Origin of the sequence: Dactylosporangium sp. NPDC050688, assembly GCF_040654515.1 — a bacterium.
GTDB lineage: Bacteria > Actinomycetota > Actinomycetes > Mycobacteriales > Micromonosporaceae > Dactylosporangium.
Genome location: NZ_JBFAIC010000034.1, coordinates 62,851 through 75,299, shown reverse-complemented (window position 1 = coordinate 75,299; position 12,449 = coordinate 62,851). Strand labels below are relative to the sequence as shown.

Genomic DNA, 12,449 nt, shown 5'->3' with positions numbered 1-12,449 from the left:
TTCGTCCTAGTCGGTGTCCGACGGAAGGAGCACGACAGTGTCGATGCGATGGTGTGCGGGGCGCCGTGCGCTCCTGGCCGGCGCCGGTGCGGCCGGCGTGGCCGGCCTGCTGGCGGCGTGCGGCGACGACGCCGCGCCCTCCGAGGCCGCGGCCGCCCCGGCGACGTCCCCGACGCCGGCCGATCCGGCCCCGGCGGCCAGCCTGGCGAGCACCGCTGACATCCCCGTCGGCGGCGGCACCGTCGTCGGTGACGTCCTGCTCGTCCAGCCGGTCGCCGGCACGTTCAAGGCGTACGACGCCGCTTGCCCCCACAAGGGCGTCAAGGTCAGCGCCCCGAAGGACGGGGTCGCGACCTGCCCCGCGCACAACTCGACCTTCGCCATCGCCGACGGCGCCCGCATGAGCGGCCCCGCGACGAGCGGCCTCAAGGAGATCTCCATCAAGGTCGAGGCGGGCCGGATCACCCAGGCGTGACCCGCCCCCCGCCTGCACTGAGGTCCAGCTTCATGCCCTCGTGGCTGGCGACGAAGCCGAGCCGCTCGTAGAACCGGTGCGCGTCGGCGCGGCGCTTGTCGGTGGTGAGCTGCACCAGCGCGCAGCCACGCTCGCGCGCCCGGTCCACGACCCAGGTCATGAGCCGCGCGCCGAGCCCCTGCCCGCGCCGGTCGGCCCGCACCCTGACCGACTCGACCAGCGCCCGCTCGGCGCCGTGCCGGCCCAGCCCCGGGATGTACGTCACCTGCAGCACCGCCACCACCTCCCCACCGTCGTCGGCGACGATCAGCAGGTTGCGCGGGTCCTCGGTGATCTGCTGGAAGGCCCGCTCGTACGCGTCGTCGACCACCGCCCTGTCCCGGCTCCTGCCGAGGATGTCGTCGGCGAGCAGCCCGACCACGGCGGGCAGGTCGGCGTGGACGGCGTCGCGGAACTGCACGCCCTGATGCTAGTCCGGGCCGGATGCGGAACAATCCTGGCGTGCCGGAATCGCCGCAGCGTCGGGTTTTCGTGCGGGCGCGGGTCGCGACCGCCCTGCTGTTCCTGCTGTTCGGCATCACCCTCGGGGTGTGGACGGCCCGCATCCCCGCCGTCAAGCGCGACCTGGCGCTGGACGACGGGGCGCTGAGCTTCGCGCTGCTCGCGTTCGCCGCGGGCGCCATCACCGGCATGCAGGCCACGGGGCGGCTGGTCGACCGGTTCGGCAGCCGGCGGGTGATGCTGCCAGTCGCGTTCGCCGAGGGGCTCGCGCTGATCCCGCCGGCGTACGCGCCGAGCCTGGCCGCCCTCGCCGTCGCGCTGTTCGTGTTCGGCGCCGTACACGGGACGCTGAACATCGCCATGAACGCCAACGCCATCGACGTGCAACGGGCCTGGCAGCGGCCGATAATGTCGTCGTTCCACGCGGTGTACAGCATCGGCGGCTTCCTCGGCGCGAGCGCCGGCGGCCTGTTCGCCCACGCCGGCGCCGGGCCGCGCACGACGTTCGCCGCGGTCGGCGTCGCGATGCTCGCCTTCGCCGCGTGGTCGTCGTGGTGGGCCCTGCCGCCGGTGCCGGCGCCCGCGGTCATCTCGGTGCCGGCGGCCGCGGCGGCCGGGCCCGTGCGGGGCGTGCTCTTCCTCGGCGTGCTGGCCTGCTGCGCGCTGGTCGGTGAGGGCGCCGCCGCCGACTGGAGCGCCGTCTATCTGCGCGACGACCTGCACAGCTCGGCCGGCTTCGCGGCGGCCGCGTTCGCCGCGTTCTCGGTGGCGATGACCGTGACCCGCCTCGCCGGCGACCGGCTCACCGCCAGGTTCGGCCCAGTCCTGCTGGTCCGGGCCAGCGGCCTGCTCGCCGCCGGCGGCCTCGGCGCGGCCCTGCTCGTCGGCGAGCCGGCGGCGGGCGTCGCCGGGTTCGCCTGCCTCGGCGCCGGCATGGCCCTCATCGCCCCGCAGGTGTACTCGGCAGCCGGCGACCGCAACCCCGACGCCGCCGGCCGCGCCCTCGCCCGCGTCGTCGGCCTCGGCTACCTTGGCTTCCTGCTCGGCCCGGTCCTCATCGGCGCCGCCAGCCGGGTCGCCGGCCTGCCCGGCGCCCTGGCCGTCCCGGTGGTGCTGTCGCTGTTCGTCGCCGCCACCGCCCCGGCGCTGCGCCCCCGGCAGTCCGTCGCCCGCATCTGACGCGCCAGGCATTTGTTCCGGGCGCCCGCGGTGTCTGTACGGGGTGAGACCGATCGGAAGGATGCTGGATGAGCCCGGAGGACGAGCGGGAGTTCCGCGAGTTCGTGACCGCGCGGTCCGGGTCGCTGCTGCGGGTCGCGTACCCGCTGACCGGCGAGGTACACCTCGCGCAGGACCTGCCGCAGACCGCCCTGCTCGGCACCATGCGCCGGTGGGGCGCGATCCGCCGGCGGGAGCACCCGGAGGGCGTACTGCGCACCGCGATGTACCGCCCCCAGGTCAACCGGTGGCGGCTGCGGGCGGGGTTGCGGGTCAGCACATACACCGAGGTGGCCAGGACGAACCCGACAAACGTCACGAAGCTTACGAACCACACCGTCCACAGTGGCCCGTGGCCGGTCCCCGCCACAGGAAGGCCGCCCCGGTGGCCAGCAGCACCGCCGCGAGCCAGCCGAGCAGCGTCAGCAACCGGGGCCGGCGGTGTGGCGGACCAGTGCGGCGGCGGAAGCGGCGAACACCGCCACCGGCAGGCCGATAAGGGCGATCCCGGCGGTGTTGGCGTACAGCAGGGCGGTCACGGTCGAGTCGTCCAGCTGTGGGCGGCGGTTGCGGTGGGTCGCATGGGCAGTTACTGTACCTCTTCATTATGCAGTACGTAACTGATGACGGTGGCCTGCTGTTCGACCCGGGCACGCGTTCCGCGCTGGAGGCGTTCACCGGCGCGGTCGAGGACCCGGCGCTGCCGCTGCTGGAGGCGGCCGCCGCCGTGCGCTCGGCGGCGGCGGCGATCGAGCACCTGCGCTCCGCGGGCACGGGCGGCCGAGGGCTCAGCGCCGGTGGGTTCGACCTGCTGCTGCGGCTGCGCACCAGCGGCGACGGCGGCCTGCCGCTCGGCGAGCTGGCGCAGCAACTCGGCGTCACCCCGCGCAACGTCACCGGCCTCGTCGACACCCTGGAGCGGGAGGGCCTGGTGCGGCGCGTGCCCGACCCGGCGGACCGGCGCTCGGTGCGGGCCGTCGCGACCGAGGCGGGCCTCGCCTGGCTGGACCAGTTCCGGGCGCCGACCCGGGCGGCGATGACGGCCGTGTTCGCCGGCCTCAGCGCGGCCGAGGCCGAGCAGTTGCGTGACCTGTGCCTCCGGCTCGTCCAAGGTGTGCAAGGAGTGCGAAACCGATGAACATCGCCGATGTGGTGCGGGCCTATCACGACGCCCGGTTCCGTGGGGACGTGGCGGCCGCGGTCGCGCTGACCGGGACACCGTTCCAGTTCCGCAGCCCGATGCTGCGCAGCGACGACCCCGCCGGTCACCTCGCGGGGCTGCCCGGCTTCCTGAGCATCGTGACGGGCGTCGAGCTGCGCAGCGAGCTGTACGGCACCGACGAGGCCACCCTCGTCTACGACGTGCACACCGCTTCGCCGGTCGGCACGCAGCGCACCGCCGAGCACTTCCGCCTCACCGGCGGGCTGATCACGTCCATCACGCTCATCTTCGACGCGACCCCGTGGCAGGCGCTGCGCTCAGCCGTCGTGGGATAGCTGCCTCCCGCTCAAAGTCCCGCCAGCGCGCCGCTGTGCCGGACCGGGTCCGGCACAGCGGCCTGCGCCGCGGGACCCCTCAGCCGGTCCCGTCGTCGAAGAACGACTGCCGGTTGAGGAACGGCAGGATGGGCTTGCAGCGGCGGCAGATCAGCAGGACGGCGCGCTGGTCGGTGCTGCCGTTGCGGATCGACAGGCGGCCGTCCTCGCGGTCGAAGCGCTCGCCCTCGCACAGCGGGCACCGCAGGCGCGGCTTGGTGGTGTCTGGCACCGTCCGATTGTCACCCGCGACCCGTGACGATGATCGACTCCATGGTGCGGGCGACGGCCTCCGCGTCGGCGCGGGACAGGAACGCGGTGTCCACGTCGACGGTGAGGACCAGGGCGCCGGGCTCGTCGTCGATGTGCAGGAACAGCGGCTCAGTGGGGCCCGTCGACGCGCCGACCCACTCGAAGACGCCGTCGTCGGTGGACGGCACCGCGGCGGACACCCGCTGGGTGCGCCGGTCGTTGTAGCACACGGTGCGGGTGACGTCGGTGTCCGAGCCGGCGAGCAGCTCCGCGAGGTGCAGCGGGTTGTAGTACGCGTGCTTGTGCGCGGCCAGCGACGCTCTGGCGACCCGGCCGAGCGCGGCGTCGAGCGGGCCGGACACGTCGGCGACGCAGAGGCCGAGCTGGGCGAGCGGGCTGACCACCTCGGCGAGGCCGGTGCGGAAGCGGTTGCTCACCAGGTGCCGCACCGCCACCTGGTCGGTGCCGGTGACCTGCCCGACGGCCATCATGAACGCGGTCGACAGGATCGTGGCCGGGTCGACGCCGGTACGCGCGGCGACGGCGGCAACGGCGAACGCCATCGCCGGCGACGTGAACCGCGCCTTCGGGAACCGCTCCGGGTCCGGGTGCAGCGACGGGGCCAGCACCGCGATCGACGGCAGGTGCCGCTCCCAGTGCCGGACGGCCGCGGCGCTCTGGCGTTCGCCGGACGGGGAGCGCTGCCAGGCGGCCAGTTCGAGGGGCTGCGGGCCGGTGACCGGGGTCGCGACGCGGGCGGTGGCCTCGGCGACCATGACCCCGGCGCCGACCGCGTCGGTGACCAGGTGCGGCATGATCACGACGAGCCGCTCGGGCCGGCCGTCGCGGCAGACGACCGCGGCCCGCAGCGGCCAGTCCGCCGCCAGGTCCGGCTCGGCGGTCCGGTACGCGTGCTCGACCTCACCGGCGAACCCGGCCGGGTCGGACGTCTCGTACACCTCGACGGCCAGCGTCCCCTCGGCGTGGACCTCCTGCAGCGGGCCCCCGTCGTGGCGCAGCCGGGTGCGGAAGGACTGATACCGCTCCAGTGAGTACCGCAGCTCGCCGACGACGTCGGCGACGGTCGTGCCGGGCGCGACCGGCTGGTGCCCGCCCATCGGCAGCCACGACCGCTCGCGGTCCATGGTCAGCAGCATCGACTGCTGGCCCCAGGTCAGTTCGGCGACGCCACTGCCCTCGCCGCGGAACGCGACGTCGATCCGATCCATTACGTCAACCATCGACGGACCACCCTCATGCTCAGCGCGACCGCCGACAGCGTAGCGCTCACGGCACCAGATGGATGCGGACCTTTCGGGCGGCGACCGCGGCCTCCTCCAGCACGGCGAGCCGGGGCTCGGGCACCTCCAGCAGGTGCGGGTGCCGCAGCGCCGCGAGCCGCTCCAGCCGCGGGTCCTCCAGGACCAGGTCGATCATGGGGCGGTCGCCCCCGCAGACGAGCGCGGCGAGGTCGGTGTGCCCGGACAGGACCCGGGCGGCGATACCGGCCGTCTCCTCGACGGCGGCGTCGGTCTGGTTGCCGCGGCGGCGGGCGTACCGCTGCTGCGACCACCCACCGGCGGCCGTGCGGCCCTGCACGTAGAACCGCTCGACCTTGGACGACTCCAGGGTGGTGCCGTCGGCGACCCCGACCGCGGCGGCGCCCCGGCGCACCAGCAGCAGCCCGATTTTCGGCGGCCTGGCCAGGCCCTGCAGCAGCGTGTCGATGTCGGCGACCCCGTCCAGGCCGGGCGGCGGGTGCAGGGTGGCGGTGTCGCCGTTGCTCGCCCCGGTCAGCGTGAGCGCGTCCTCGGTGGCGCCGTTGTGCCGGCCGTAGAACCCGTCGAGCCACCCCTTGAGCCGCTCCGGGGAGATCTCGACCCACCGTCCCCCGCCGGCCGCGGGCCGCGCCTTCACCATGCCGCCAGTCTGCCTCAGCCAGGCCGGTGACCGGGTCGTGGCTCAGGCCGCGTGCACGAACAGCAGCGGTACCAGCACCACCACACCGACGATCGCGACGGAGGACAGCACGCCGCGCCAGGTGCGCAGGAACCGCCGGATCCGGCGGCGCAGCCCGCGGCGGCGCGGGCGCGGGCTCGGGTCGTCCGGCGTCGCCGCGAAGATCTCCAGCCAGAGCCCGCCGAGCAGGGCGATCGGCGAGGCCACCGCGACGACGACCAGCCGGGCGCCGGTCAGCGGCGGCATGTGGCTCACGACGATCGCGGTCAGCGCGGCCACCAGCACGGCGACGGCAAGCTGCGCGACGGCACGCAACCGTCCCTGCACGCCACCTCCTTGTTGTCGGCACCAGCGTATGGGCCGGTGGCGGCGGGCGGCACCCGCTTCACCCGCCGGCGTGAACGCTGCTGTGGTCCGCGGGTCGCGGGAACTCGGCGACCACCTCCCACCCGGCGCCGGCCGGCCCGTAGCGCAGCGTCCCGCCCGCGGCGCGCACGTCGGCGTCGAGGCTGCGCAGCCCGTACCCACCCTCGCCGGCCTTCCGGCGCCTGGCGCGCGTCGCGGGGCGGCTCGTCAGCCGCATGGTCCAACCGGCGGCGTCCTCGTCGAGCCCGGCGCGCAGCGTCGTGCCCGGCCCGTCGTGCCGCAGCGCGTTCGTGGCCGCCTCCCCGGCCAGCCGCAGCGCCACCTCCCGCACGCCGGGTGGCAGCCCGGCGAGGTCGTACGGCAGTGTCCCGGGCGCGACCAGTCCCGCCTCCCGCAGCGCGTCGAGGCGCTCGGTCAGGGTGGCCTCCGTGTCCCGCCGGTCCTCCTCGGCCAGGGCCAGGCGTACCTCGGCGAGGGCGTCCCGGCCGGCCCGCAGCACGGTGTCGAGGCGCTGCTCGTCGGCGGGTGCCAGCTCGGCGGTCGCGCGCAGCGCCTCACCCTGCACCAGCATGACCGTCATCGTGTGGGCGAGGCTGTCGTGCAGCCGCCGGGCCAGCCGCTCCCGGGCCTGCGCGCCGGCCGCCGCCTGCTCGGCGAGGCGCCGCTCCAGCCGCAGCCGGGCGACGGTGGCCCGCTCCCGCAGGTGCTCGCCGCGCTCGACACCGGCGAGCCAGGTGACGATCAGCGCCACGGCCGCGATCAGCCCACCCTCGACCGGGCCGCGCCGGATCGCGCCGGTCACCGTGACCACCGCCGCGGCCGCGCCGCACATCCCCCAGCGCACCGCGGGAGACCGGTGCGTCGCCGCCGTGTACATCGCCAGCGACACCGGCAGGTACCCCACGGCCCTGCCCATGCCGAGCAGCGAGTGCGCCGCCGTCGCCACGCTGATCATGGCGAGCGCGGTGCCGGGCGCGCGGCGGCGCCAGACCAGCGGCACCAGCTGCGCGACGGCCAGCGGGACGCTGAGCACCGTGCCGGACAGCGCGTACAGCGTGACGAGCGTCGCGTACAGCGCCACGTCGATCACGATCCGCCAGTGCGTCCGCAGCATGTCTCCCCTGACATATCATCGGCCGGGTGATCCGGCTCGCCGTCGTCGACGACCAGGCGCTCGTCCGTGAAGGGCTCGCCCTGATCCTCGGCGCCGAGCCCGACATCGAGGTGGTCGCCGGGTTCGCCGACGGCGCCGGCCTCCTGCGCGACCCGGTCCCCGCCGACATCATCCTGATGGACCTGTACCTGCCCGGCGTCGACGGGGTCGCGACCATGCGCGAGCTGCGGGCCCGGCAGCCCGAGGTCAAGGTGCTGATGCTGACGACCGTCGGCAGCGCCGCGGACATCCAGCGGGCCCTGGCCGCGGGAGCCGACGGGTTCGTGCTCAAGGACGCCACCGGCGCCGAGCTCGCCGCGGCGGTGCGTGGCGCGCACGCCGGGGTACGCCCGCTGAGCGCGTCGGCCGCCGAGCTGCTGTGGCCGCGGCCGGCGCAGCACACGGAGCGGTCCCCCGACCTGAGCGCGCTCACGCCCCGCGAGCGGGAGGTCCTGGAGCTGCTCGGCCAGGGTCTGGGCAACCGGGAGATCGCCGGGGCGTTGGCGCTCGCCGAGCGGACCGTCAAGACCCACGTCAGCAACGTGCTGGCGAAGCTGGACGTGACCAGCCGCACCCAGGCGGCGCTGCTGGCCCGGCAGCTGCTGCCCGGTAGGTAGGTCGGCGGGCCGGGCGGTCGGTCGGTACCAAAGGGCCGGTCGACCTACGTCCTTCGCCGCTTCCGGCCGCCGGGGCCCCCTGGCAGGCTGCGATGGGTGCTGAACGATCCACCGCGGAGCCGCCGCTGGCCACGGCGCCTCGCCGTCGTGCTGGCCGTGCTCCTCGTCGCCGCCGCCGGCCTGTACCTGCGCAACAGCTCCACGATCGCCGGGCCGGAGGACGGGCAGCGGCCGTTCCTGCTCGCGCACCGGGGGATCGCGCAGACGTTCGACCTGGCGGGCGTCACCGGTGACACGTGCACCGCCCGGATCATCCACCCGCCGCAGGTGCCGTACCTGGAGAACACCCTGCCCTCCCTGCGGGCGGCGTTCGACGCGGGCGCCGACCAGGCCGAGATCGACGTGCAGCTGACCCTCGACGGCCAGCTCGCCGTCTTCCACGACGCCACCCTCGACTGCCGCACCGACGGCACCGGCACCGTCGGCGAGCACACCCTGGAGGAGCTGCGCCGGCTCGACCTCGGCTACGGGTACACCGCCGACGGCGGCGCCACGTTCCCGCTGCGCGGCAAGGGCGTCGGGCTGCTGCCGACGGTCCCGGAGGTGTTCGCCGCGCTGCCCGGGCGCTCGTTCAAGGTCGACCTCAAACGCGACCAGCAGTCCGACGGCGACGCGCTCGCCGCGTTCCTCGCCACGCTGCCGCCGGACCGGCTCGCCACGGTCACCGTCAGCGGGGGCGACACGGCCGTCGCCGCCGTCGAGCGGCGCCTGCCCCAGGTGCGCACCTCGTCGCGGGCCATCATCAAGGACTGCCTGCTGGACTACGCCGGGGCCGGCTGGACCGGCCACGTCCCGGGCAGCTGCCGGCACCGCGAGCTGCCACTGCCCGCCCGGTACGGCCGCTGGCTGTGGGGCTGGCCGAACCTGTTCGTGGCGCGGATGCGTACCGTCGACACCCGCGTCATCCTGGTCCGCGGCGAAGGCCCCTGGTCGGCCGGCTTCGACACCCCCGCCGACGTCGGCGAGCTGCCCGACGGCTGGACCGGCGGCATCTGGACCAACCGCGCCGACGTCGTCGCACCGCTGCTCACCCCGCGCTGAGGATTGCCGGCCGGCGATACGCTCCTGGCATGCCCGGACAGCTGGTCATCGAGACCGTGACGCCCGGCCTGTGCACCCAGGCGCTCGGCAGGGACCCGGCCCGCGGTGTACCGGTCACCATCACGACGTACCGGGGCGACCTCCAGGTGCGTCAGGTGACCACCGGCGCCACGACGCTGGACCCGGACCTCATCCACGTGGCGGCGTTCTTCGTGCCGGACGCCCCGGTCCCGGCCGCGCCGTACGCCGTCGCCGCGGAGGTCTTCCTGCGCTTCTACCGCACCCGCGGCGGCGACACCCAGGCGCAGGGCGTCCGCAACGTCGACGCGGACGTCGCCGCCGACCGGCTGCGGGTCACCTTCGAGATGCCGCGCTCGACGGAGTACGCGGAACTCGGCTACCAGGTCGTCGTGGTCACCGACGCCGAGGCCGGCGCGCTCTGACCATCCCGGGCCTGCTCACGCCGCGCGTGACAGGACTCGGCGGGGTGGCCTACGCTCCGTTGCGTGCTCGTGAAGATCCACGACGAGACGGCCACGGGCCGGGTCGTCGGTGCCCTGGAGCTGGACGTGTCCGGCACGGTGACGCTGCGCGAGCTGATCCGCCTGCGGGTGCGTGAAGAGGTCGCGCGCTACAACGCCCGGCCGGTCGAACGCTTCCACGGCCTGGTCCGCCCGACCGCCGCCGAGGCGGACCTCAACGGGTACCGCATGACGACCCCGGCGCTGATCGACTGGGAGGAGCAGGCCGACGCGGCGGTGACCGCCTTCGGCGGCAACGCGTTCTTCGTGCTCGTCGGTGACCGGCAGGTCGAGGACCTCGACGAGGAACTGGCCCTCGGCGAGGCGTCCCGAGTGGCGTTCATCCGCCTGGTCCAGTTGGTCGGCGGATGACCGCCGAAGCCCTGGCCACGCACCGGGACCGGGCGGCGCGGCTGCTGCCGGACACGCCGGGGCCCGGCGCCGAGAACCACGGGCACTTCCGGCACCACGTGCTGCCCGGCCTCGACGACGCGCAGGTCCGCTCGGTCGTCATCGTGCTCGCCGAGCGGGCGGTGACGTCCCACATCTGGGTGTGGCAGGCGGCCCATCTCTTCCCCGCCCTGGAGGGCCGCCGGCCGGCGTGGACGACGGCCGACGTCGAGCTGCTGTTCGGCCTCGCCCACCAGGCGCCGCAGGACGCGGTGGTGCCCGTACTGCGGGTCGCGACCGGCGCGGCCGAGGCGTTGGACCCGGTCGGCAAGGCTGCCCTGACATACCGCATCCGGGAGGCCCTGCAGCTGGTCGACGCGCCGGGCACAGGCGGCGAGGGCGAGCGGGTGCGGCTGCTGCAGTGCTTGGCGCTGCTCGCCGAAACCGGCGGCGGCAGCCCGCCCGTCTGGGCCGGACGGATCCGTTACGGGGACGGCTGGAGCCGAGCGGCGGTCGAGCACCTGCGGCGGGTACCGGCCGGGGCGCTCGGCGAACTGCTCGAACACGCGCTCACCGTGACCTCCGGCCCGCGCCCGACGAAAGGCTGGCTGCGCCGGACGGCCGGGCTGTTGGACGGCCACCCAGAGCTGGTCAAGCTGCTGCGTGAGCTGCTGGAGCTCGCCCACACCTGCCGTCCGGTGCCGTTCATGGACTGGTTCTACGACGTGCGGGTCGGCCCGGACAACGGCGACCTGGTGCGCGGGCTGCTGTGGACCGCACAGGTGTCCGGCGCGCCGTGGCTGGTGCCGCTCGTGCTGGCCCTCGAGCCGACGCTGCACGAGCCGAAGCCGCTCAATGCCTGCTACGCGGTGCTCGGGCGGCAGGCCGACGCCGACGCGATCGCCGCGCTCGTGCGGCTGCAGCGCGGCTCCCGGCACCGCGGGCAGCTCAAGCAGATCACCGCCGCCCTCGACGAGGCCGCCGCCGCTGCCGGTCTCAGCCGCTCGGAGCTGACCGAGCTGACCATCCCCGACTGCGGGCTCGACCGGCGGCGGCAGCGGCGCTTCGGCACCGGTGACGTCACCGCCGTGGTGTCCGTCGACGACCGGGCCCGGGTCGTCGTCGCCTGGGAGCACGGCGGCGTGACCACGACCAGGCCGCCGGCGTCGGCCGGCGCCGAGCTGACCGGCCAGGTGCGCCGCGCGGTCACCGACCTGAAGCGGGCCCTCGCCGGTGAACGGGAGCGGCTGGAGGACCTGCTCGTCGAGGACCGCGACTGGCCCGTGCAGACCTGGCGGGAGCGGTACCTCGAGCATCCCGTCACCGGCAGCCACGCCGAACGTCTGCTGTGGACGGTCAGCGACGGCGACCACCGGTACACCGGCCTTCCCAGCGCGGACGGCAGCTTCACGCTGGCCGGCGGCGGGACGGCCGGGCCCGGTGCCGGGGCACAGATCCAGCTCTGGCACCCGGTCGAGGCCGACCCGCGGGAGGTGCGGGCGTGGCGCGCCCACATCCTCGCCCACGAGCTGGTGCAGCCGTTCAAGCAGGCATTCCGGGAGGTGTACCTGCTGACCCCGGCCGAGGAGGAGACCCGCGTGTACTCCAACCGGTTCGCGGCGCACATCCTGCGGTACCAGCAGGCCTACGCGCTGATGAAGGAGCGTCGTTGGGGCAGCAACTATCTGGGTGACTGGGACGGCGGCGACTCCGGCGAAGCGAAGCGGGAGTTCCCCGCGGCCGGGTTGACCGCCGTGTTCCACCACGAGCGGGCCACGGCCGACGGCAGTCGGGGCACCGTGCAATTCTGCTCGACCGATCAGGTCCGGTTCTCCCGGGGCCGCGGGCGGGCACGGCAGGACGTCCCGCTCGCGGAGGTGCCGGTGCGGGTCTTCACCGAGGCGATGCGCGACGTCGACCTGTTCGTCGGGGTCACCTCCATCGCCACCGACCCGACGTGGGCCGACCGCGGCACCGACGACGAGCGCTTCGCCTACTGGCGGTCGTTCGCGTTCGGTGAGCTGACCGCCAACGGCCAGGTCCGCCGCCAGGTCCTCGAACATCTGCTGCCCAAGCTGAAGATCCGCGACCGGGCCAGGCTCGACGGCCACTACCTCGTCGTGGACGGCCGGCGGCGCACGTACCGCATCCACATCGGCAGCGGCAACGTCCTGATGTCACCGAACGACCGCTACCTGTGCATCGTGCCGACCGGCACCGCCAAACCCACCGGCGTGCGCTTCCTCCCGTTCGAGGGCGACGGCATGCTGTCGATCGTGCTGTCCAAGGCGCTGTTGCTGGCCGACGACCACAAGATCACCGACCCGGCGATCCTGGGTCAGCTCGGGCCGGGCTGACCC

Annotated in this window: 15 protein-coding genes; 9 read left to right on the top strand and 6 right to left on the bottom strand. The window is 74.6% G+C overall.

The features are described from left to right. The first annotated feature begins 43 nt into the window (after positions 1-43). A complete protein-coding gene (locus tag AB0H83_RS28830; protein ID WP_360099911.1) occupies positions 44-475 on the top strand; it encodes a Rieske (2Fe-2S) protein in 432 nt (143 codons plus the stop codon). Here AB0H83_RS28830 and AB0H83_RS28825 read toward each other — a convergent pair. Beyond that, a complete protein-coding gene (locus AB0H83_RS28825; protein ID WP_360099847.1) occupies positions 462-935 on the bottom strand; it encodes a GNAT family N-acetyltransferase in 474 nt (157 codons plus the stop codon). The two genes, AB0H83_RS28830 and AB0H83_RS28825, sit on opposite strands and share 14 nt — an antisense overlap. A gap of 41 nt (positions 936-976) precedes the next feature. On the opposite strand from AB0H83_RS28825, the gene AB0H83_RS28820 reads away from it, so the two are divergent. The 3 genes from AB0H83_RS28820 (at position 977) to AB0H83_RS28810 (ending at position 3,691) form a co-directional block, all read left to right on the top strand. Continuing rightward, positions 977-2,155 (top strand): MFS transporter, encoded by a 1,179-nt coding sequence (locus AB0H83_RS28820; RefSeq protein WP_360099845.1) that lies wholly within the window; start codon positions 977-979, stop codon positions 2,153-2,155. A 646-nt stretch (positions 2,156-2,801) separates the two neighbouring features. Continuing rightward, the gene (locus AB0H83_RS28815) at positions 2,802-3,332 is read left to right on the top strand and encodes a MarR family transcriptional regulator (RefSeq protein WP_360099843.1); all 531 of its coding nucleotides are present in this window, start codon (positions 2,802-2,804) and stop codon (positions 3,330-3,332) included. Beyond that, positions 3,329-3,691, top strand: a complete 363-nt coding sequence (locus tag AB0H83_RS28810; RefSeq protein WP_360099841.1) for a hypothetical protein — start codon at positions 3,329-3,331, stop codon at positions 3,689-3,691. The genes AB0H83_RS28815 and AB0H83_RS28810 overlap by 4 nt, the downstream gene beginning before the upstream one ends. Positions 3,692-3,770: 79 nt before the next feature. Here AB0H83_RS28810 and AB0H83_RS28805 read toward each other — a convergent pair whose 3' ends face one another. Genes AB0H83_RS28805 through AB0H83_RS28785 form a run of 5 tightly spaced genes read right to left on the bottom strand, consistent with a single transcriptional unit; the run spans position 3,771 to position 7,421 of the window. Continuing rightward, a complete protein-coding gene (locus tag AB0H83_RS28805; RefSeq protein WP_360099839.1) occupies positions 3,771-3,962 on the bottom strand; it encodes a hypothetical protein in 192 nt (63 codons plus the stop codon). 10 nt (positions 3,963-3,972) lie between these two features. Further along, a complete protein-coding gene (locus tag AB0H83_RS28800) occupies positions 3,973-5,211 on the bottom strand; it encodes a condensation domain-containing protein (RefSeq protein WP_360099837.1) in 1,239 nt (412 codons plus the stop codon). 58 nt (positions 5,212-5,269) lie between these two features. Then, complete coding sequence (locus AB0H83_RS28795) at positions 5,270-5,902, bottom strand: acVLRF1 family peptidyl-tRNA hydrolase (RefSeq protein ID WP_360099835.1); 633 nt, start codon at positions 5,900-5,902, stop codon at positions 5,270-5,272. A gap of 42 nt (positions 5,903-5,944) precedes the next feature. Beyond that, positions 5,945-6,268 (bottom strand): hypothetical protein, encoded by a 324-nt coding sequence (locus tag AB0H83_RS28790; protein WP_360099833.1) that lies wholly within the window; start codon positions 6,266-6,268, stop codon positions 5,945-5,947. A 58-nt stretch (positions 6,269-6,326) separates the two neighbouring features. Beyond that, the gene (locus tag AB0H83_RS28785) at positions 6,327-7,421 is read right to left on the bottom strand and encodes a histidine kinase (RefSeq protein WP_360099831.1); all 1,095 of its coding nucleotides are present in this window, start codon (positions 7,419-7,421) and stop codon (positions 6,327-6,329) included. Positions 7,422-7,447: 26 nt separating this feature from the next. On the opposite strand from AB0H83_RS28785, the gene AB0H83_RS28780 reads away from it, so the two are divergent. The 5 genes from AB0H83_RS28780 (at position 7,448) to AB0H83_RS28760 (ending at position 12,446) form a co-directional block, all read left to right on the top strand. Then, positions 7,448-8,077, top strand: a complete 630-nt coding sequence (locus tag AB0H83_RS28780) for a response regulator transcription factor (RefSeq protein ID WP_360099829.1) — start codon at positions 7,448-7,450, stop codon at positions 8,075-8,077. 96 nt (positions 8,078-8,173) lie between these two features. After that, positions 8,174-9,178: a glycerophosphodiester phosphodiesterase family protein gene (locus AB0H83_RS28775; protein ID WP_360099827.1), complete on the top strand. Its 1,005-nt coding sequence runs from the start codon at positions 8,174-8,176 to the stop codon at positions 9,176-9,178. 29 nt (positions 9,179-9,207) lie between these two features. Beyond that, positions 9,208-9,621, top strand: coding sequence for a hypothetical protein (locus tag AB0H83_RS28770; RefSeq protein ID WP_360099825.1), 414 nt, complete (start codon positions 9,208-9,210; stop codon positions 9,619-9,621). 63 nt (positions 9,622-9,684) lie between these two features. Further along, positions 9,685-10,071 (top strand): hypothetical protein, encoded by a 387-nt coding sequence (locus AB0H83_RS28765; RefSeq protein WP_360099823.1) that lies wholly within the window; start codon positions 9,685-9,687, stop codon positions 10,069-10,071. Beyond that, positions 10,068-12,446 (top strand): DUF4132 domain-containing protein, encoded by a 2,379-nt coding sequence (locus tag AB0H83_RS28760; RefSeq protein WP_360099821.1) that lies wholly within the window; start codon positions 10,068-10,070, stop codon positions 12,444-12,446. Before AB0H83_RS28765 ends, AB0H83_RS28760 begins: the two co-directional genes overlap by 4 nt. The last annotated feature ends 3 nt before the right edge of the window (positions 12,447-12,449 follow it).